This window comes from Amycolatopsis sp. NPDC005003, assembly GCF_053600695.1.
In genome coordinates, this window is the sequence record NZ_JBSGAI010000030.1 from 95,373 (window position 1) to 114,719 (window position 19,347).

General features: G+C 68.3%; 15 protein-coding genes. 9 read left to right on the forward strand and 6 right to left on the reverse strand.

Annotated features, from left to right (window positions below; translation table 11 throughout):
- Positions 1-153: 153 nt before the first annotated feature.
- Positions 154-819, forward strand: coding sequence for an NAD(P)-dependent oxidoreductase (locus ACWED2_RS30715; protein ID WP_449693993.1), 666 nt, complete (start codon positions 154-156; stop codon positions 817-819).
- Positions 820-1,400: 581 nt separating this feature from the next.
- Here the strand turns inward: ACWED2_RS30715 and ACWED2_RS30720 are convergent.
- Together ACWED2_RS30720 and ACWED2_RS30725 are read right to left on the reverse strand one after the other, a co-directional pair.
- Entirely contained in the window at positions 1,401-1,628 is a 228-nt protein-coding gene (locus ACWED2_RS30720) for a hypothetical protein (RefSeq protein ID WP_449693994.1), read from the reverse strand.
- 28 nt (positions 1,629-1,656) lie between these two features.
- Complete coding sequence (locus ACWED2_RS30725; RefSeq protein WP_449693995.1) at positions 1,657-5,835, reverse strand: polymorphic toxin-type HINT domain-containing protein; 4,179 nt, start codon at positions 5,833-5,835, stop codon at positions 1,657-1,659.
- 310 nt (positions 5,836-6,145) lie between these two features.
- Between ACWED2_RS30725 and ACWED2_RS30730 the strand changes: the two genes are divergently transcribed.
- The 6 genes from ACWED2_RS30730 to ACWED2_RS30755 all read left to right on the forward strand — a co-directional run bounded on the left by ACWED2_RS30730 (position 6,146) and on the right by ACWED2_RS30755 (position 15,506).
- A complete protein-coding gene (locus ACWED2_RS30730) occupies positions 6,146-8,152 on the forward strand; it encodes a trypsin-like serine protease (RefSeq protein ID WP_449693996.1) in 2,007 nt (668 codons plus the stop codon).
- 252 nt (positions 8,153-8,404) lie between these two features.
- The gene (locus tag ACWED2_RS30735) at positions 8,405-9,631 is read left to right on the forward strand and encodes a GDSL-type esterase/lipase family protein (RefSeq protein ID WP_449693997.1); all 1,227 of its coding nucleotides are present in this window, start codon (positions 8,405-8,407) and stop codon (positions 9,629-9,631) included.
- A 109-nt stretch (positions 9,632-9,740) separates the two neighbouring features.
- Positions 9,741-10,052 carry a polymorphic toxin type 28 domain-containing protein gene (locus ACWED2_RS30740; protein WP_449693998.1) on the forward strand — a complete coding sequence of 104 codons (312 nt, stop codon included), beginning with the start codon at positions 9,741-9,743 and terminating at the stop codon, positions 10,050-10,052.
- A gap of 41 nt (positions 10,053-10,093) precedes the next feature.
- The gene (locus ACWED2_RS30745; protein ID WP_449693999.1) at positions 10,094-10,519 is read left to right on the forward strand and encodes a contact-dependent growth inhibition system immunity protein; all 426 of its coding nucleotides are present in this window, start codon (positions 10,094-10,096) and stop codon (positions 10,517-10,519) included.
- A gap of 1,671 nt (positions 10,520-12,190) precedes the next feature.
- Positions 12,191-13,525, forward strand: a complete 1,335-nt coding sequence (locus ACWED2_RS30750; RefSeq protein ID WP_449694000.1) for a tyrosine-type recombinase/integrase — start codon at positions 12,191-12,193, stop codon at positions 13,523-13,525.
- Positions 13,526-13,601: 76 nt separating this feature from the next.
- Positions 13,602-15,506, forward strand: coding sequence for a hypothetical protein (locus tag ACWED2_RS30755; RefSeq protein WP_449694001.1), 1,905 nt, complete (start codon positions 13,602-13,604; stop codon positions 15,504-15,506).
- A gap of 396 nt (positions 15,507-15,902) precedes the next feature.
- Here the strand turns inward: ACWED2_RS30755 and ACWED2_RS30760 are convergent, their stop codons facing one another.
- Both ACWED2_RS30760 and ACWED2_RS30765 read right to left on the reverse strand, forming a co-directional pair.
- Positions 15,903-16,076 carry a hypothetical protein gene (locus tag ACWED2_RS30760; RefSeq protein ID WP_449694002.1) on the reverse strand — a complete coding sequence of 58 codons (174 nt, stop codon included), beginning with the start codon at positions 16,074-16,076 and terminating at the stop codon, positions 15,903-15,905.
- Positions 16,077-16,208: 132 nt separating this feature from the next.
- The gene (locus tag ACWED2_RS30765) at positions 16,209-16,835 is read right to left on the reverse strand and encodes a TetR/AcrR family transcriptional regulator (protein ID WP_449694003.1); all 627 of its coding nucleotides are present in this window, start codon (positions 16,833-16,835) and stop codon (positions 16,209-16,211) included.
- 106 nt (positions 16,836-16,941) lie between these two features.
- On the opposite strand from ACWED2_RS30765, the gene ACWED2_RS30770 reads away from it, so the two are divergent.
- Entirely contained in the window at positions 16,942-17,940 is a 999-nt protein-coding gene (locus tag ACWED2_RS30770; RefSeq protein WP_449694004.1) for an NADPH:quinone oxidoreductase family protein, read from the forward strand.
- A gap of 31 nt (positions 17,941-17,971) precedes the next feature.
- Positions 17,972-18,331 carry an EthD family reductase gene (locus ACWED2_RS30775; protein ID WP_449694005.1) on the forward strand — a complete coding sequence of 120 codons (360 nt, stop codon included), beginning with the start codon at positions 17,972-17,974 and terminating at the stop codon, positions 18,329-18,331.
- Between the two features lie 26 nt (positions 18,332-18,357).
- Here ACWED2_RS30775 and ACWED2_RS30780 read toward each other — a convergent pair whose 3' ends face one another.
- Both ACWED2_RS30780 and ACWED2_RS30785 read right to left on the reverse strand, forming a co-directional pair.
- Entirely contained in the window at positions 18,358-18,681 is a 324-nt protein-coding gene (locus ACWED2_RS30780) for a hypothetical protein (RefSeq protein WP_449694006.1), read from the reverse strand.
- The gene (locus ACWED2_RS30785) at positions 18,678-19,346 is read right to left on the reverse strand and encodes a winged helix-turn-helix transcriptional regulator (protein WP_449694007.1); all 669 of its coding nucleotides are present in this window, start codon (positions 19,344-19,346) and stop codon (positions 18,678-18,680) included. The genes ACWED2_RS30780 and ACWED2_RS30785 overlap by 4 nt, the downstream gene beginning before the upstream one ends.
- Position 19,347: the final 1 nt, after the last annotated feature.

Consider the following 19,347-nt stretch of genomic DNA (forward strand, 5'->3'; position numbering starts at 1 on the left):
CTTTGCTCCGTCGGCCGTCGCCATGACGCACATTCCTCTCCGGTACGCACACCGATGTGCCTTTTGTATCGCCTTCCATGCTGGTCCATCATGGCGTTACGCACAAGTTGTAGGAAATGGACCCCCGCACTCCCGAAAGGCACTTTGATCACCATGAGCAACCTCCTGGTCCTCGGCGGCAGCGGCCGCACCGGCGTTCACGTACTGGAACACGCGGCCCAGCGCGGCCACCGCGTCCGCGCCCTGGTCCGCGACCCCGACAAGGTGCACGCACCGGCCGGCGTCGAGCTCATCCAGGGCACCCCGGCCAACATCGACGACATCCGCCGGGCCGCCAAAGGCACCGAGGCGGTGATCAGCGTGCTGAACAACGCCCGCGCCTCCGACAACCCGTGGGCCAAGCCGGTCAGCCCGCCGATGTTCATGACCGACACCGCCCGCCGAACTCTCGATGTCATGGGCGAGCAGGGCATCCACCGCATCGTGCTGGCGTCCACACAGGGCGCGGGCGACGACTGGGCCAGGCTCAACCCACTGGTGAAGGCGTTCATCAGGCTGTCGAACATCAAGGCAGGCTTCGACGACCACACCGGCGTCGACCAGGTCCTCCGCGCCTCCTCCGGCATCGACTGGACCCTGGCCCGCGCCGTCACCCTGACCGACAAGCCCACCGGCGGCCCGGTGCGAGCCGCCGAGCCCGGCACCGAAAAGCCCGGCGCACGGATCAACCGCGCCGACCTAGCCCAGTTCCTCATCCAGACACTCGAGGACGACGCATGGATCCGCAAAGCGCCCCTGGTCTGGAACACACGAGAATGACCTGACACCGGCCGCGTCCAGACTGGAACGCCCCGGCCGAACAACGGACGCCCGCGCTCCCCCGCAATCACTGCCGCCCCGATCGACCATCGCGTTCGTCCCCGGCACCCTGCGAGCTGCTCGACAAACAGCAGCTCGAGCACTACTCATCGCCACGTCCGGGACGCCTACCAAGGCCACGGCGCCCCCGACCACGTCCTCACCGCTGGGCGGGCCCGGTTTGGCGCGGGTCATGCCGGGCCGCTCGGGCCTGACCGGCCGGGAAGGGCATCGTCGCTGTTCTTGCGCGGGTGAGCCCGTCCAGGAGAGCGACTAGACCGTGTTCGAACTGGACCGTGAGCGGGTCGACGTTGCTCTTCTGATCGGCCGCTGACTGTTGTTGGTAGAGGGCCGCGAGGCGCGGGAACTGCCCGGTGGCCAGCTGCTGCTGTCCGTAGGTGAGGGCGTCGGCGACGAGCTGGGGGTTGTGTTCGGCTTGGGCAGCGCTGCGACACGGGACAGGGCTGGTCCAGGTGGCGTGGACGAAACCGGCGGAGAGCTGAGCCTCGTGCAACGCGTCTTATCCGGGTGCCCGAACGGACTCACTCCTGGAATTCACCAAGCCAGGACCAATCACCCGGCCGGGTCGCGAGCCGTCCGAGAACCTCCGTCAACCCGGAATGCAGATCGGCCGCCTCGGCCCGGATACCGCCCTGATCACCCAGTCCGGCCCCCGAGAGGACCACGGTCCAGGTCTCCCCGTCCTCGGCCATCCGCTCGTCATCGGCCTTGATGAGGGTGGTGACACCGGCCCGCGCGAGCCGGGTCATCAGAGTTTCGATGTCCACAAGAGTCCTCTCAGTACCCGCGCAAGGCGGCCGCGATGTCCTCGACACTGGTCAACTGCCCCTTGCCGACCTGGTAGATCACGTTACTCAGGTCCGCCGACGTCGGGCCACTGGTCACCCCGTTGCGCGCCATCAGCAGTTCGGCGACCGCCAGAGCCGTGCGCTTGTTTCCGTTGTTGTACATGTGACTGCCCGCAATGTCGCGGATGACGACGGCGAGTTTTTCCCAGAAGCTTCCGTAACGGCTCGCGTTGATCATCATGTTGCTGGGCGACCCGTTGAGCAGGAATTCTCCTCCGAACCCACGGGCTACGGATTCGATATCAGCACCCTCCACGCCGATCTTGAAACCACCGAGGCCGCAGGCGGTGTTGCTGTTGTGCACCAGGACCGGTGTCCGGCCGCCGGACACGTAGTAGGTGTGGACGTTCGTGATCGTGAGGTTGTAGACGTCGAGCACCTCGTCGTGCGGCCGAACCGAACCGACGACCGCCGGGATGCCCCACTCGGTCAGCAGGTTCTGCCCGGGCCGGAGAGCGCCGGCCGCGATCCACGAGTGCGTACCGTTCTCCCAGAAAAGATGCCCTTCGGTCGCTTTGATGACCGACGCGCCGTTCGGCGACGACACTTCCAGGTCGATGAGCCGCTTGTGGCCAGCGCCGATGATGGTCTGCACCACCGTCTCCGGGCCGGTGATCCCCCGGACCGGGTCCGTAGCGGTGACCCGATCGCCCGGGCGGAGTTCCTTGATGGGCCGGAAGCCGCCGACGGCCATGAGAACCTGTGTGTCGCCGGCGAAGCTGTTCGGTGAGCACAAACGCCAGAAGTCGTCGGCAGCACCCGAGATCCGGGAATTCGACACGGCCGAGTCAACGAACGATTCCTCGATGAGGCCGCCGACCCGGGCAGTGACGAGGGCGTCGCCCGTCGCGATGGCCATCCACGAGGTGAACGCTGTTCCCTCGGGGATGATCGAGGAAGCCAGGAGACCGCACGGTTCGAAAGCGGCGCACAGCACTCCACCGATCGTCAAGCCCTCGACGGCGCCGACGGCGCTGTAGATTGCGCCGAGTTCGTTGAAAGCCTGAGCTGCCGCCGTGAAAGCGAGGTCGGTGCCGAACGTTGGGCTGGTCCTGGCGTCGAGGCATGCCCGCTGGAACGCCTGTCCCATGTTCGCGGTGTGCCAGCAGAGCCAGTCGTTGTCCAGGATGCGCATCGCTTGGTCGGCGTCGGGCATTTGCGCGAACTGGATGCACTCGTCGTAGCCGATGCCACCCGGCAGGCTCTTGCAGTGCAAGAGGATGAGCCCGTGGGCTTCCTCCTGCTTCCGTTTGACCGTGGCCAGTGCCGCGGAGACCGCGTCGTTCGCCGCCGTCTTGGCCTTCTCGGCGTTGCCCCCGGCCGCCACGGCGCTGTTGAACGCGTCACGGGCAGAACCGTACGCATCCGAGGCCATCCGTGCGGCGAAGTTCGCCGACGAGTTCGCCCAAGCCGCCGACATCGCGGCTTTGCGCGACGACGTCCGGGCGTTTGCCGCGGCCGTGTTGGCGGTCGCGGCGGAGTGTGCGGCTCGGGTGGCGGCGTCCTGGGCCGCCACGGCCGACTCGTGGGCTTGCTGCGCACTGGTAGCGGCGGCCAGTCGGTCGATTTCGGCTTGCTGCGCGTAGCCGGTGGCCTCGGCGGCGGCACCGCGAGCGGTCGCTGCGACCTGCTGGGCCAGATCCGCGTTCTGCGCCGCGGTCTGCGCGGTCTGCAGTGCTTGGGCGAGGTAGCCGGAGACCTGGGCGTCGTGGGCGGCGCTGTCCTGGTCCCGCTGGGCTGCCACGTATTGGCCCGAGACGAGGAAGTCTCGGACCATCGCAGGAGTGCCGTCGAGCGCGATCTGGGCGGCTGCTTTCAGTTCAGGTCCGCTGGTGTCGGCGGCGTAGATCTGGTTGGCCTTGATCAGGTCGTCGTTGATCGCGTTCGCGGTCTTGCCGGCGTCGAGGAACTGCCGGAGGGCCTGGTCGGTATCAGCGTCCAGGGCCTGCTGCGCCGCAGCCTGGGTCGCGAAGTTCCCCTCCCGCTGGGCTTCGGCGAAGATCTGGTCCACAGCGATCCGGTCATCGACCTCGCGGTCGGGGTAGTCCTGGCTGCGCAGGAACGCCTGCACATCGGCGTCGCTCCCGGCCAGGGCGGTGTCGGCGGCCTTCTTGAAGCCGTCGGTTGCGGTTCGCTCGAGGTTGGCCAGGGTGACGCGGTCGTCCTGGCCGGCGGCGATCGCGAGGCCGGTGCGGATGAAGTCCATCGCGATGATGTCCGGGCCGGCCAAGGCGTTCTGGGCGGCTGCCTGGGTCCAAGGCCCGCCGCTGGTAGCCAGGGCTAGGGCAGCCTTGCGGGCGTCGGTCAAGGCGAGTGCAGGGGCAGTGCTTGGGGCGGTCGCTTCGATGATCAGCCGGTTCGTCTCGGCCGTCCGCAGGTCGTTCTGGGTTTTGTTCCACCGGTCGGCGATGGAGATTTGGTCGGCTGCGGCGCTCAGACGGAGGGCGAGCTCGTCGTCGCGTTCGAATTGGGTGGCGAGGCGGGCGGCGTCGGCGGTCCGGGCGGCGTCGTAGACGGTCTTGGCTTGGTTGGCTGCGGTGATGGCGGCTTGGGCGGCCTGGGTCGCGGCGTTCGCGTGTGTGGTGGCCAGGCTGGCCGCTTCGGTGGCGTTGTGGGCGTGGTTGGCAGCGTCGAGTGCGGCTGCTGCGGCGGCGTCGGCGTTGGTGGCGGCTCGTTCCGCGGCGGCTTGGGCGGCGTAGGCGGCGTTGGCCGCGGTGTCGGCGAATGCGCTGGCGGCCTGCGCCGATCGCGTGGCGCGGGCGGCGCTGGCGGCCGCACTGGCGGCGGCCTGACGGGCCTTGGCGGCTTGGGCCTGGGCCACGGCGGAGTTCTTGCTGGCCGCTTCGGCCGCGCGGGCCGCGGCGGCGGCGTTGTTCCCGGCCGAACCGGCCGCCGAGATCGCGTTCTTGGCCGCGGTGATCGCGTCGCCGGCGGATTTGGCGGCCGCGGCCGCGTTTCGGGCGCCTTGTGCGGCGTTCCGTGCGGTTTCCGCATCTTGGCGAGCCGTATCGGCGTTCTGCGCATCTGTCGCCGCGGCCGAAGCAGACTTGTAGGCCTGCGACGCGGCCTGTCCGGCCTTGGTCGCCGCGGTCGCCGCACGCGTTGCGGCACCGGAGGCAACCCGCGCGGCGACACTGGCCGCGTTCGCCGCACCGACGGCTTCCCGCGCGGCCGAGGCAGCCTTGTCGGCAGCGTCCGCGGCCTGCACCGCCGCGGCACTCGCAGCGTTCGCGTCGTTGTGGGCGTTGGCGCTCGCGGTCGCCGCCGCCTCGGCGGCTTGTTTGGCCAGCTGCGCTTCGGTCACCGCACGGGCGGAGGCCTCCTTGGACGCCTCCGTCTCTCTCGCTGCTTCCTCGCCGGCGTCCTTGGCCGCCGCGGCCAGCTGCGCGATCGTGGCCGTTTCCAGGTCGTGAGCTTCGGCGACCTCCCGATCGTGGTTGAGGAACTGGGCGTAGGCCTCGAGGGTGTCGGCGTCGAGGGCCCGTTGCGCGGCCACGCGGGTCTCCGGCCCGCCGGCGGCAAACGCCTGGTCGACGCGGATCCGCTGGTCGACCTCGTAGGGAGCCTTCCAACCGCTGTCGAGGAAGTCCTGGATGGCGTCGTCGGTGTCGGCATCCAGCGCCACCTGTGCGGCCTTCTGGAGTTCCGGTCCGCCGGCCGCGAGCATCTGGTCGACGTGGATGCGCCGATCCACGCTCGCGGGCAGTTGCCAGCCCGAGGACAGGAACGCGGAGATGGCCGCGTCGTCGGTCGCGTCGAGGGCGCGCTGAGCGGCGTCCTTGATGGTCGGGCCGCCGGCGGTCAGCATCCGGTTCACGCTGATCCGGTCGTCGGCCTTGCGATCCTGCGGCAGCTTGACCGTCAAGAAGGCCGTGATGTCGGCATCAGTCCCGATCAGCGCCGCCGCCGCATCCGCCTTGACCGTCGGGCTGCCCAGCCGCCACAGCTGCACCACCCGATCGCGGTCGGTCATCGGCGGAGCCGGGGCGTCCGGCGGCGGCTCCGAATCAGCCAGCGCGGCCGGTGCGGTCAACATTCCCGCAAACAACGCGATGACCAGCAAGAGCAGCCCGACAACAAACCGTTCCGATTCCCGACGCGCGAACATCTCTCAGCCCCCATTTAAACCAACGCCCATACCGCCAAATGGCGTATACAGCCCCCGAAAGTCGTCGCGAAACGACATTTTTGCTCACGCTAACCACCTATCATGAAGCGTGAGAATATGACCTAAATCACCCCCGGCACCAGTAAAGAATATCCGCTTTTTCGCGATAGGGCTGGGCGACGTTCAACTCGCAGCACCCAGAGAGCGGATAAATCGGACATTGATGCCGGGATGCTTTCGCGGTGCCGAAGGACGTCATACCGCGGCCGAAGTGAGCAGAGCGTCGCGTCCGACATAACAGGGGGAGCTCATGAAAGAACGGATCGCGCTCATCGTGAGCACTCTCGCCGTGGCCACCCTGCCAGGCACCCTGGCCGCCGAACCCGCGGCAAATGCCGCCACAGTTGATGGTGACCAGCAGGCTGCGCTGGTCGAAGACTACGCCTACCCTGGTGCCGCAGCGATCCAAGCGACCTACAACGTCACGCTGATCTCCGGTGACGGCCATCTGGTGTTCGCCGACTGTGCAACACCGCCCGAGGGGAACATCGGTCTTCTCCGGGTCCGCACGAGCAATACCTCCGCCGGCGCCGGTGGGAGGATATGTTTCAAGATCCTCTCAACACCTGCGCAGTTGTCACTGAAAGTGCCCGCGGTCTTCGAGATCCGCGGCGACGGCCAAGTGGCCGGTACCGGCCACCAGGTCCAGGCCGACTTGACCACGGACGCCGGGCAGCACACGACGGTCCAGGTGAACCCCAGCGGGCCCACACCCGTCGGCGCCGGAGCCAAGCCCGGCGACCCGCCGACCACATTGCTGCAACTCACAGCCGGCACACCTGCCACAGCGGCCGGCCCCACGACCAGCGGTGGCTCATCAGCACCCGACGGGACATACCCGTTCGCCGGCCGGCTGGACGTCGGGCATCCTGGAGCCGGTCAGCGTTCCTGCACGGCCACGCTGATCAACAGCTCCTGGATCCTCACCGCCACATCCTGCTTCGGCGACGCCGGCCTCCGAACCGGGGCACCTCCCCAGCCGACCACCGTCACGCTGGGCCGCACCGCCACCAACGCCGGGCGAACCGCGCACGTCACCTCCGTCACGCCGAAAGCAGGCACCAATGTGACTCTCGCCCTCCTGGACACCCCGGTCACCGACATCGCGCCACCGGCCCTGAGCACGACCGCACCCGCCCCCGGCGAGACGTTGATCGCAGTCGGGTACGGCCGCACGGCCGACACCTGGGTGCCCAACCAGGCCCGGACCGCCCCGGTCACCGTCGCTGCCACCACCGACACCACCACGACGATCACCGGCACCGGCGGGGTGGACACCTGCCAGGGCGACGCCGGCGGCCCGACCCTGCGCCAGACCGGAACCGCCACCGAACTCGTCACACTGCACAGCACCTCCTGGCAGCACGGCTGCCTGGCGGTCACGGAAACCCGCCAAGGCGGCACCGAAGCCCGGATCGACAACATCACCGACTGGATCCGGCAGATCACTTACGCCACCGACATCTCGCTGACCGACGCCCGGGCGATGCGTCTCCAGAACGGCTCCGCCTACCTCAAAAACGGTGACGGCGCCTGGAGCCTGCAGTGGGACGGCCGCAACAACCCGGTGACCAAGATCCGGGCCGACGGCACTCGCGTCGGTGTTCTCCTGGCCAACGGCGACCTCTGGATCAAGGACGACGCGCTACCCAACCTGAGCTGGCTCTATGAATCCACCGACATCACCGAATTCGACCTTTCCGGCCAACGCCTCGCCGCCGTCGACAACGGAACCGTCTACATCAAGGACGGCAACCTCCAAGGCAGCTGGACCACCCCGTGGGACACCCAGCAAGGTACGGTCACCACAGTTCACGTCGACGGCACCCGAACCGGGGTTCTCCTGACCAACAGCGAAGTCTGGGTCAAAGACGACACTCTCCCCGATCTCGGCTGGCTCGCCGAGATCGACGCAACCACCGACTTCGCTCTCTCCGGTCAACGCTTCGCCGCCGTCAAGAACGGAAACGTTTACATCAAGGACGGCGACCTCAGAGGCGGCTGGACCACCCCGTGGGACACCCAACGAGGTACGGTCACCACAGTCCGCCTCGACGGCACCCGAATCGGCGTCCTCCGGACCAACAGCGAAGTCTGGGTCGAAGACGACGCTCTTCCCAACCTCGGCTGGCTCGCCGAGTCCGACAGAACAACCGCCTTCGACCTGGCCGGCAACCGCATCGGAATCGTCCAGACAGGGCAATGCCGCGTCCAGAGCGGCAACCTTCAGGGACCTTGGACAGACCTCGGCCAATAGCCGAGACACCGAACGATGCCGTCGTGCCCACGACGACACCGCCGATGGTGCACCCAACCTGGGCTGAACAGCGACAAGGTGACTCTGTCCCAACGGTCCACGCCACTGCCCTACCCGCCCGGGATGGGCCCGATGGCGGCGGTAAGCCCCGTTTTGTCGATCACGCCGCGCTCTCAGCCACCGAAAGCGCTTGCGCACCAGTGCTGAACCCGAACGAACCGCATCAATACCGCTACGAACTGGGAGCAGTTGTTGAACCCGTGGAGCAGAAGTATCGGCGTCAGCCTGGCTGCGCTGACCGCCGTGGCGTGCGCGGCCGGGTCGGCGTCCTCGGGAACCACCGACACCAAGTGGATCGCGGCCTGGGGCACTGCCATGCACGAGGCGATGCCGCTGAACGCCTCGAACTTCAGCTGCCGCAACGCCGAACGCGTCAGCGCGGACGGCACACGGATCCGCATCCGGCTGACCAACCAGTTCGTCCGCACGCCCACCACGTTCAACCGGGTCACTGTCGCGCAACGCGACACCGACAGCACCATCGTCCCCGCCACCCTGCACGAGGTCACCTTCGGCGGCCGATCCGTGGTCACGATCCCATCCGGCGGCGAGGTGTTCAGCGACCCGGTACCCATGCCGGTCACTGCGGGCGAGCAACTCGCGGTCAGCGTATTCTCCGCCGGATCCGTCACCGAGTACCCCAACCACGAACTAGGGCTGATCGGTGAGTACTGCACCGACTTCGGCGGCGGCGCCGGAGATCACACAGGTGATCCCGGCCCGTATCCGGGCCACGGGATCAACGTGGCCTGGGTGTCCAGCATCGAGGTGGCTGGTGGCCACACCACCGGCGCCGTAATCGTCCTCGGTGACTCGGTCGCCGACGGAGCACACGCCACTGTCAACACCTTCAGCACTTGGCCGGACGTGCTATCGCGCAGGTTGCAGGCCGCGGGCACGCCGCTGTCGGTGGTCAACGAAGGGGTCGCGGGGAACACCCTGATCACCCCCGGTGGAGTCGGCCCGACCGGGGCACAGCGGTTCGACCGGGACGTACTCGGCCACAACGGCGCTCGAACAGTGATCATCGCCGAAGGCTCCAACGACCTCTACCTGGGCACGGACGCCGCCACCCTGATCGACGGACTCAAACAGCTGGCCGACCGGGCACACGCCGCCGGCCTACGAGTCGTCGGTGCCACTGTGACCCCGCGTCGCGGCGGGTGGTTCGGCAACGACGACGCCAAGGACACCAACCGTGTCCAGGTCAACCAGTTCATCCGCACCGACAACCACTTCGACGCGATCATCGACTTCGACGCGATCATGCGCAACACCGACCCGAACTACCCCAACTCCGGCGCACCCGACTACCAGAACTGGCTGAACCCCGCGTGGGACAGCGGCGACCGCATCCACCCCAACGACAGCGGCTACGCCGTGTTGGCCAACTCAATCGACCTGTCCACGTTGGACTGAACGGATTGCCGTCGCAAGGCGGACTACGTGCCGCTGTCGGCGCCGTGGGCCTGGTTCGTTGACGGTTCGCGGCGCGCTCCAACGGGTCCAGGGGCCGTGGTGCGAACAGGTGCTACGTTTCGGCTCACCGGCAACCATGGCGGAAGCGCCGCGGCCGCGACGCGGCTCCTCGACCTGGAGCCATCAGGCGCGTTCGAAGCCGGCGACCGCGCAGGACGCCGATCGGAAGCCTTCCGCCGAGGATCACCACGTCACCGAAGTCAGAGAGGCCCAGAACGGCCTCTCAAACCAGATCAACCGGCTGAAACGTCAGCTCAGCGACTCACGACTGGCGCCCGAAGACCGCCCCGCCATCGAGGCCGAACTCTCCGAGGCCAGTGGCCTACTCGACTACAGTGAGCAGTGGGTACCACGCGGATAGCCGCCTCACGTACACGACCAAGACAGCTGACATGAGGAGCCATGGGGACCAGTCCTGACGTCGACGAATCGCTCACCCTCGAGCAAATCGAAGACCACCACTGGGGCAACCCACCAGCCGACGCCACTCGGCTAATCCAAACCGCCTACGAGCTGCGCCACAAGCCAGTCGGCTCCATGGACATCGAAGACCTCCGCCTTCTCCTGCTCCAGCAAGAGAGCGTCGACGTGCTGGTCCCCATCGCGCTGAACCACCTCGAGCAGAACCCGCTCGCCGAAGGTGACTTCTATCCAGGCGACCTGCTCACAACTGTGCTGAAGATCCCGCAGGCATACTGGCAGCAGCGCCCCGACCAACGAAGCCGCGCATCAGCTGTGATCACAACAGTCGAGACCCTTGGCAACCTCAACGACCACGACGCACCACACGACACCATTTGGCAACAGATCAACGCCTTCCGCGGCTAACGCTCGGACACGCCTCGATGTACTCCACCGCCGACTACTACGTCTCGCTCTACCCCGGCACCCGCCACCAGGCCGCCGAGAAGATCAGCGCGTCCCTGTTCGCCGCACCGTCCGGCCGTACGCACCGAGCACGGCTCCCGTTCCACAGCCGACGCGTAGCGGGCAAGGCCGCCCAGTGCCCGCACAGATCGGCAACTGTTTCGAAAACCTGACCCTCGGACGACAAATCCGCAGGTTCGCCGCCTTCACTGAGCACCAAGCGCCGACCTCGAGCTGGATAAACACCCGTCTACGCGGCTACGCCAAGCGCCGCGGGACTCCGATGCGTCTCCGTTCGTCACGCCGTGCCGAACCGCTCCGGCACCGCCAGCAGCCCCCGGGCCTACCCCCGGCTCGAACACCCACTGCCAGCATGCGCTCGCAGGCCGACCAAAGCACCACGACCGGCGACCTCGGGTGGCAACTACTACGTCTCGCTCTGCCCCAGCAACCGCCACCAGGCCGCCGCAAAGATTGGTACGTCCCCGTTCACGGCACCGTCCGGCTGTATGCACCGGACCCGGCACCCCACTCCACTGCCGATACGTAGCGGGCAGTACCACCCAGTGCCGACACATGCCAGCAACTGCGCAGACCGGACCCTCGGTCAGTAAGTCCGCAGGTTCACCCCTTCACCAAGCACCAAATATCGACCCTGGGCTGGGGAAACAGGGCCACTCGATGGTAACGGCCCAGCACCAGGGGCTCCGATGCATCTCCGTTACGCGCGCCGTGCCGAACCCCTCCGACACCGCCCGGCCACACCACGCCCGACGAACACAGACGCGGACCCACCCCCAAAGAGGGCCCCGACCGCCCACCGCCACAACGACGATTTCCCCGCAGCAACAACAACGACCGCCGCCGCCAGATCGAACATCCGGTGCCGACGTGCACTCACAGGCCAACCCGTCCACCGGAGCCCATGGCCGCGGACACACAACGGGACACACAGATCCACCTGACCTGCAGAAAGTTCGCCAAATCGAACGTTTCCGCAGGTCAGAAGCATGATCGTAGTGGGCCGCCTGGGGCTCGAACCCAGAACCTACGGATTAAAAGTCTACGGGAAACTAATGTCGGCGAGTGTCGCTAAATGTCGGACTCTGCCAATAAATGCAGGTCAGGCGACAGACTCACCGCCTTTCAGTGTCGTCAAGTGTCGCACAGTGTCAGGCACTACGCCAGCAACGGAGCCCCATCGGAGACGCAGTGACGCCGATTCTGGGTCCAGTGTGGACGTTCTTTCGCAGCTCCTCTGCACGTTGGAGGGCCGCTGGCGGAGACGGCGTCATCGGGGCCGGCGACCTCGAAGTTACAGGCGAGGCCGGCACGACCGGTGGCGTCGACGCAGCCGCCCCAGGCAAGCGCGCCACGATCAACCGCCGCACCGTCAAGCATGGGCCAGGTGCCTTGGTGATCTACGCTGACTGCGTGGCCGAGGCCGATGCCACACGGCCAAAACCCTCTCCCTCCAAAGGATTTTGTTACGAATCGACTGTCGTTTATGGACATCAGCCTGATTCGGGTTCACGATCATCGCCCGTGGTGAGTTCGCCGTGATCGCGGCAGCACACCACCTCCGCGACCACATGAGGAACCGGTCGCGGGTGTTTCTTCTGAATGAGGCGCATGACCATGGCATCAGGCAATGGATTGTTCAAGCGATGCGGGTGCCTCGATCCCAGGACGGGTCGCAGGCTGGGGAGCCAATGTCCACAACTGGCTGAACGAGGGCACGGGAGCTGGTACTTCAGGCTGGAGCTGCCGCCGGGAAAGAACGGCAGGCGACGGCAGCTGCGCCGCGGCGGGTTCGCCTCACGGAAAGCGGCAGGTGCGGCGCGGGACTTCCTGCACAACCCCACCACCCTGGACGGCGCTTCAGGGTCGGCGGTCACGGTGGCGCAGTGGTTGCGGTTGTGGCTGGAAAGCCGGGAGAACCTCGCGCCGTCCACGATGCGCAGCTACGCCATGCACACCCGACGCCACCTGATCCCACACCTGGGACGTGAGCCGGTCGCCGAGCTGACCCCGGCCCGGCTGCAAGCGATGTTCACCTCCCTCATCCGCACCCACGCAGCCGCCGGCCGACCGTTGTCGACGGCCACGCTGCAGCGCATCCACGCCACCCTGCGCGCCGCGCTCAACGCCGCCGTCCGCCGAGGCCTGCTGGTCTCGAACCCAGCTCGCTTCGTAGAGCTACCGTCCGGACAGAAGCCGCATCCGGTGGTGTGGACCCCGACCCGGATCGCCCTATGGCAGGCAAGCGGGATCCGGCCGGCGGTCGCGGTGTGGACCGCCGAACAGACCGCCGAGTTCCTCGCCTGGCTCCGCCACCACGACCATCCTCTCTACGTGTTGTTCCACCTCGTCGCCCTGCTTGGGCTGCGACGAGGCGAAGCAGCCGGATTGCAGTGGGCCGACGTCGACCTTCGCGCCAGAACGGTGACCGTGGCCCGCCAAGTCCGCCAGATCGGCAAGCACCTGGAGCTTGCCGCACCGAAGAGCGCCTCAAGTAACCGGGTGATCGCCCTGGACCACGTGACAGCGACCCTCCTGCAGGGACTGCGTATCGAGTGGCTGGCCACCCACCCCGGCGCCAGCGAACCGGTCGGGTTCCTCTTCCCCGACCACCGCGGTGCCCCGCTGCGGCCGGACTTTCTGACCGTCATCTTCCGCCGGCTCAACACCGCATCGGGTCTCCCGCCGGTACGGCTGCACGACCTCCGCCACGGCGCCGCCAGCCTCTCCCTCGCCGCAGGCAACGACCTGCGCACCGTCCAAGCCCTGCTCGGACACTCCAGCATCACCCTCACCGCCGACACCTACGCCACCGTGCTCCCCGACCTCGCCCACCACGCCGCCGAAGCCACCGCACGCCTCCTCCACGACGCCACCGGCACCCGGCCCGCACCGCGGCGTCCCGTCCGGCGCGCCCGCTCGACACGAATTCGGTACCGCCGATGACGCGGCGGGACGGCGAACGGCTCTCTCCCTAAACTGGCACCGGTCAAGGCAACCCGTGGGTGGAGGGGTGAGGGGCGTGCCATACGCCGTGTGGCTGGAGATGACCGCACCGGAGCCGATAACCGACGCAGCGGCCGCAGCTCAGCTGCCGGGGCTGATCGTCGAGCTGCTGGAAACCGGCTGGGAAGTACCCGCAGTCCCATGGCTCGACGACGAAGACGACAATCCTGCCGTCACCGAGGACGACGCAGCTGCCGGGCCCGGTCTGCTCGACATGCGCGTGCTGGGCTACCGCGACGGCGCCATGATCGGCCTTGCCATCGACACCGACATCCTCGAGATCGCCACGACCATCGGCGCCAGCCTCGGCCGCCACCTCGCCGACGCCGCACCCGCACCCCTGGGCTGGACCACCGAATCCCTCCGCGCCACCAAACTGACCGCCCCGGACCCCGACGGCGACTGGCTGCCGCCGCTACGCGAGGACGGGCCGCGGTTCCCGGTCGCGGAACACCTGCGCCACGACCTGCTCGAGATGGCCGCCCAGTTCCTCATCGCCGGCGCCGTGCGCGACCTGCACGACCCGACCGGCGAAAGCCGCCACACCCCCGAAGCCGTCGACGCCGCCGACCTCGTCGCCGGCGCCGTCACCCAACACCCCTGGGGCCGTGAAGTCGCCGGCGAACTCGGCACGCTCCTGATCGCCGCCGGCCGTCACGAGGCCACCTCCGGCGCCCGTCTGCCGCTGACCGGCCACGGCGGCGGGGACACTACCTTGGCGCAGCAGCTGCTGGAGGCGGTGCGCGCGGAGATCGATCAGCAGGCCATCGACTACGACGACGACCGGATGCGCGGCCACGTCCTCGTCGAAGACTTCATGGAACACCACGACCTGCAATGGAACCGCCGCAGCCGTGGTCGTCCGGCCGCACCCGGCGGTCCGGCCCGGGAAGCCACTGTTCCTCGGTGCTCACGCCGTGCTCTTCCCCGGATGGCCGCCGAAAGCCGGCATCGGGAGGCGCCGGACCGCGCGCAGGCACGTCGTCGCCCATCGCCGGACTGGCACGTCTCGGTGATCCCTGCCCGGCATCGACCCGACTTGCAGGCGCACACCCATGATGCTGCCTCCCGGCTCTTCCCGCGGGGCGTGCATCGCCGGGGTCCGGGACGAGACACAGCTTCACTGAGAGATTACCAAGCCTGCACAGATCGTTACTCCACTGAACGGGCCAAGCCGGAAACTCCTGCCCTGCAACGGTTATGGCGCCGGAAACCGTTTCCGGCGCGGCGTGTGCAGATTCACGTGAGCCATACCCCCGAAGCCGTCGATGCCGGCGCCGTCACCCTCCGCCCCCTGACCGGGCACGGCGGCGGCGATTCCGCCCTGGCGCAGCAGCTGCTGGAGACGGTGCGCGGCGAGATCGACCAGCCGGCCATCGACTACGACGACGCCGACGAACGACGCAGCCGCGAGCAGCTCCGGGCACTGCTGTGGGCAGGACTGCGGGTCCTGGCAACTCTCACCCACGACCTCACCGACCACGCCCCCTCGCCATGGCTCTGGCTCGCCGACCTCGAATGCACCGACCTCAGCTCCGCCGTCGGCGTCTTCGCCGAACTCGACGACGAACGCCTCACCGTCCCCGCACCGGGCTCTCGACACGACTCCGACACAACCGATAACGCAGCGGGCGGCGAACGGCTATCGCCCCAAACTGGCACAGGTCAAGGCAACCCGTGGGGGAGGGGTGTCAAGTCCCAATCCCTGCTGCGTAAGTGCGATCGGGGTTGTTTGCCCTCGCGGCTGTTCCGGTCACGGTTTTGGTCGCCCGAGACTGGCCGCGATGACGTGGCGCAGGGCAGCGACCGAGGGAGCTCCGGAGATCCGGCCGTCGGCGTCGCGGTACAGGCGACACGACACGCTGGCGGCGCTGCCGGGTTCGGCGAACGGGTCGGTGCCGTCCACGAGCAGGGTCGGTGAGCCGGTCATGCCCGTCGCGACGGCGGCATCGAGGTCGGTTACGACGACATGGGTGATCGTGTGGCGGCCGGGCGCGGGGTCGGCGTCGAGAGCCTGTTCGAGCCGATCGCCGAGCAGCCGGAGGTGGGGACAGTCGGGCACGTGCAGGATCTCGATCTTCATCGCGTAAATCTCCGTGGGCGTATCGGTGGGTCCATGGTCATGGTCGGCCCTTGTGCCCGGCTATCGAGTCAAGCCGAAGCGGGATCGCCCAGCAAACGCGGGCGTCGCGGGCCCGGTTGCCGGACCTCAGCACGGCTTAGCCTGTCCACTCCGCGTCAGGCCCGGCCGGTGCCTTGGCACCGCGGAGGGCGGGGTGGATGCTTGACGCCACCTGCTTCCGAGAGGCCGACCATGTCAGCGCAGCCGCATCACGAAGCGGCGCCCCCAGCTCAGCCGACATGCTGGTGCTGCGGCGCCGAACGACGAGACGATGAGCTGGTTCACCTCGGCAATCATCCCGAGGTCGGAATCTGTACCCGTTGCGCGCGCTGGGTGAAGCGGAGTGCGATCGAACTCGAAGACGCCCACGACCCCACCCTCGCGGCTCGGTTGCGGGCCGGCATCCGCGTCGCGCGAACTGCCGTTGTCCGCAGGGGCTGGCATCAGCGTGGCCTGCTCGGGACGTTCCTGCGGCGCATTGACCGTTACCTGCCCTGACGCTCAGCCCATGGCCTCTTGCGGTGCGGACGTGAGGGCGTCCCAGGCGGCCATCGCGCAGGTGATGACCGTTTCGAGTTCAGTGCGGGTGGCGCCGTCGCGGGCTTGGATCGACAGGCCCTGCACGACGGTGGTGTAGTAGCGGGCGACGGCTTCGAGGCCGGCCGGCGGGATGGTGAGGTCGCCGTCGGTGACGCCGCGGGCGAGCCGGTCCTTGATGGTCGCGAACTGGTCGCGCCGGCGGTCGGCGAGGAACTCGCGGACCTCGTGGTTCTCGATCGCGCCGGTGGGCGCGGCCAGGATCAGCATGCAGTAGTGCGGGGCGTCCGAGCGGGTGATCTCGTCGGCGGTGGCGCGCAGCATGGCGTGGATCGCGGCGCGCGCGGTCGGCTGTTCACGCAGGGCGCGCCGGGGCGGCTCGCCGGAGGTCGCGCCGTAGAGGGCCATGACCTTGCCGAACAGCTCCGGCTTGCTGCCGAAGCAGGCGTAGATGCTGGCCGAGGCGATTCCCATGGCCTCGGCCAGGTCGTTGAGCGAGGTGCCTTCGTAGCCGCGCTCCCAGAACAACTCCAGCGCCTGACGCAGCGCGACGTCCGGGTCGAAGGTGCGGGGCCTGCCACGAGCAGCCATGGGTCTCCGTACTTGTTTGTCGTTCGATCAAGTTTACCTTGACCGGGCTCGCCGGTCATGACACGGTTTGTTGGTCGTTCGATAAACAAACAGGAAGTCGACCACCATGAGCCTCCCCGTCACCATGCGCGCCCTCCAGCAGCGGACCCTGACGGGTCCGCCGGACCTGCACCTGATCACCGATGCGCCGGTGCCGCGCCCCGGTCCCGGCGAGGTCCTGATCCGGGTCACCGCCGCCGGCGTCAACTTCGTCGACCTCTCCCAGGCCCGCGGCACGTTCGCCGGCGGCCCCCAGCCGCCGTACCTGGCAGGTATCGAGGGCGCGGGCGAGGTCGTCGCCGTGGGCGCGGGGGTGACCGACCCGGTTCCCGGTGCTCGCGTCGTCGGCGTCGGCATCACCGGCGGCGCTTTCGCCGAGTACCTGGTGCTGCCCGCGGCCGCCGCGCTGCCGGTGCCGGACGGCTGGGCCGACGAGCAGGCGCTGGGGCTGGTCGTGAACTGGCCGACCGCCCTCGCAGCGCTGAAGCCGCTGGGCGGGCTCAGCGCCGGGCAGACCGTGCTGATCCACGCCGCGGCCGGCGCGACCGGTCAGGCCGCGGTGAAGGCGGCCAGACACTACGGCGCGACGGTGATCGCCACGGCCTCACCGGGCAAGCACGATGTGGTACGGGCCCTGGGCGCCGACCACGTCCTCGACTCCCGCGCCGCGGACCTCGCCGCCGAAGTCCGCAGGCTGACCGACGACACAGGCGTCGACCTGGCGCTGGAATCGGTCGGCGGCGCCACCTTCGAGGCGAGCCTGGCCGCAGCCAAGCGGGTCACCGGCCGGGTCGTCGTCTACGGCCTCGCCGGCGGCGACGCGCAACTCACCAACTGGGACCTCGTCTACCGGCACCAAGTCCACCTGATCGGCCTGAACATCGGCGTCCTCATCCAGACCGCCCCGCAGATCTTCGGCGAGGTCATGACCGAGCTGTTCGAACTCCTCGCCGCCGGAGTGCTCACCCCGAGCCGCCCCACCACCTACGAACTAGTCAGCGGACCGGAAGCCCTCGCGGAACTGGAAGCACGCGCCACAGTCGGCAAGCTCGCCCTGCTGCCCTGACCAGACCGTCACACCGCGTACCGGAGACCCCATGGCAGAACAGGAACCGCACCAGATGACCACCACCGCCGACCCGGCCGCCACACCCGTGCGATTCGTCGTCTTGTACGAAACCCCGTCCGACATCGAAGCGTTCGAACGGCACTACAACGACGTGCACATCCCGCTGGCGAAACAGCTTCCGGGCCTGCGCCGCTACACCCGCAGTCACGAACCGGCACCGGTGCGGGGCGAGCCGTGCTACCTGGTCGTGATGCTGGACTGGGACAACATGGCCGCCCTGGAAGCCGCGTTCACCTCCGACATCGGCCGACGCACCGCCGATGACGCCACGAACCTGGCCCGCTACGCACCCATGCGCGCCATGATCCTCCAACTCGACGAGATCTGACCGCGGGCGCCCGGCCGAGGGCTCGCTTACCGCGTCCCATCGACGAACTCATGGGCTTCATTGATGAGTGCGGTCCACAGTGACTGGTCCCGGCCGGTGATCAGGACCCATTCACGGAACACCCGTCCCGCCGGGGCGAACGGCTTGCCGACGCCGTCGGCGATCAGCTGCTGTACCCGGTCACCGGGCAGTTTGACGATCAGGTCGCCGGTGCGGTGGTCGCAGGAGGCGAAGAACTCTCCCGACACCCGCAGGCACGGGAAGCCCATCATTGAGCCCGGCGCGACGCCGGGACGGGCGAGTGCGTCTGCGCTCATTTCGTGGAAGAAGGCGGTCGGGGATCCGGTCACGGCGCTACCTCCTCCTGATCGACGCTGAGCAGGTAGCCAGTGGCGGCGAGCCAGCGCGGCCAGGCCGACTCCGGTCCTTCGATGACGACTTCGCCGGTGGCTCGGCCGTCGTCCCAGCCGGCCTCGCCGGCGGCCCAGCGATGGAGGAACTCTGCGGTGGTGCGGATGGCCAGTTCCGGTTCTTCGGCCGGGCCGGGGCGCTGGTGCAGCCGGCCCTCGGCGAAGAGGAAGGTGGTCGGGTCGTCGTCGATGGTCAGTTCGAACTCGCCGTCGGCCAGGTCGCGGATGCCGCGTACGTAGGTGACGTCGAAGCGCTGCTCCGCTGAACCATCGGCGATCGGGTCGGCGAGGAACCCGACCCCCCACTGCCGCAGTTCGCGCAGCGCGCCTTCGAGTGCCCGGCCGCGGTCGGTCAGTGCGTAGACCACGCCACCGCCGACCGGGCCGGGTTCGCGAACCACGACCCCGGCGCGCTCCAGCGTGCGCAACCGGTCGGTGAGCACGCTGGTCCCGATGCCGGGGAGCCGGGCGAGCAGCTCGGTGAAGCGGGACGGCCGCTTGAGCAGCTCTTGGACGATCACCAGCGTCCACCGTTCCCCGACGACGTCCAGGGCCTTCGCCAGGGGGCAGAACCGCCCGTAGCCGGTCCAGGGGGCTCGGGGCATG

Excerpts from the sequence above, each read along its gene's own strand:
- ACWED2_RS30730 (WP_449693996.1), top strand. The coding sequence starts at position 6,146 with ATGAAAGAACGGATCGCGCTCATCGTGAGCACTCTCGCCGTGGCCACC.
- ACWED2_RS30750 (WP_449694000.1), top strand. The coding sequence starts at position 12,191 with ATGACCATGGCATCAGGCAATGGATTGTTCAAGCGATGCGGGTGCCTC.
- ACWED2_RS30720 (WP_449693994.1), bottom strand. The coding sequence starts at position 1,628 with ATGACCCGGCTCGCGCGGGCCGGTGTCACCACCCTCATCAAGGCCGAT.
- ACWED2_RS30770 (WP_449694004.1), top strand. The coding sequence starts at position 16,942 with ATGAGCCTCCCCGTCACCATGCGCGCCCTCCAGCAGCGGACCCTGACG.
- ACWED2_RS30725 (WP_449693995.1), bottom strand. The coding sequence starts at position 5,835 with ATGTTCGCGCGTCGGGAATCGGAACGGTTTGTTGTCGGGCTGCTCTTG.
- ACWED2_RS30745 (WP_449693999.1), top strand. The coding sequence starts at position 10,094 with ATGGGGACCAGTCCTGACGTCGACGAATCGCTCACCCTCGAGCAAATC.
- ACWED2_RS30785 (WP_449694007.1), bottom strand. The coding sequence starts at position 19,346 with ATGCCCCGAGCCCCCTGGACCGGCTACGGGCGGTTCTGCCCCCTGGCG.
- ACWED2_RS30765 (WP_449694003.1), bottom strand. The coding sequence starts at position 16,835 with ATGGCTGCTCGTGGCAGGCCCCGCACCTTCGACCCGGACGTCGCGCTG.
- ACWED2_RS30715 (WP_449693993.1), top strand. The coding sequence starts at position 154 with ATGAGCAACCTCCTGGTCCTCGGCGGCAGCGGCCGCACCGGCGTTCAC.
- ACWED2_RS30775 (WP_449694005.1), top strand. The coding sequence starts at position 17,972 with ATGGCAGAACAGGAACCGCACCAGATGACCACCACCGCCGACCCGGCC.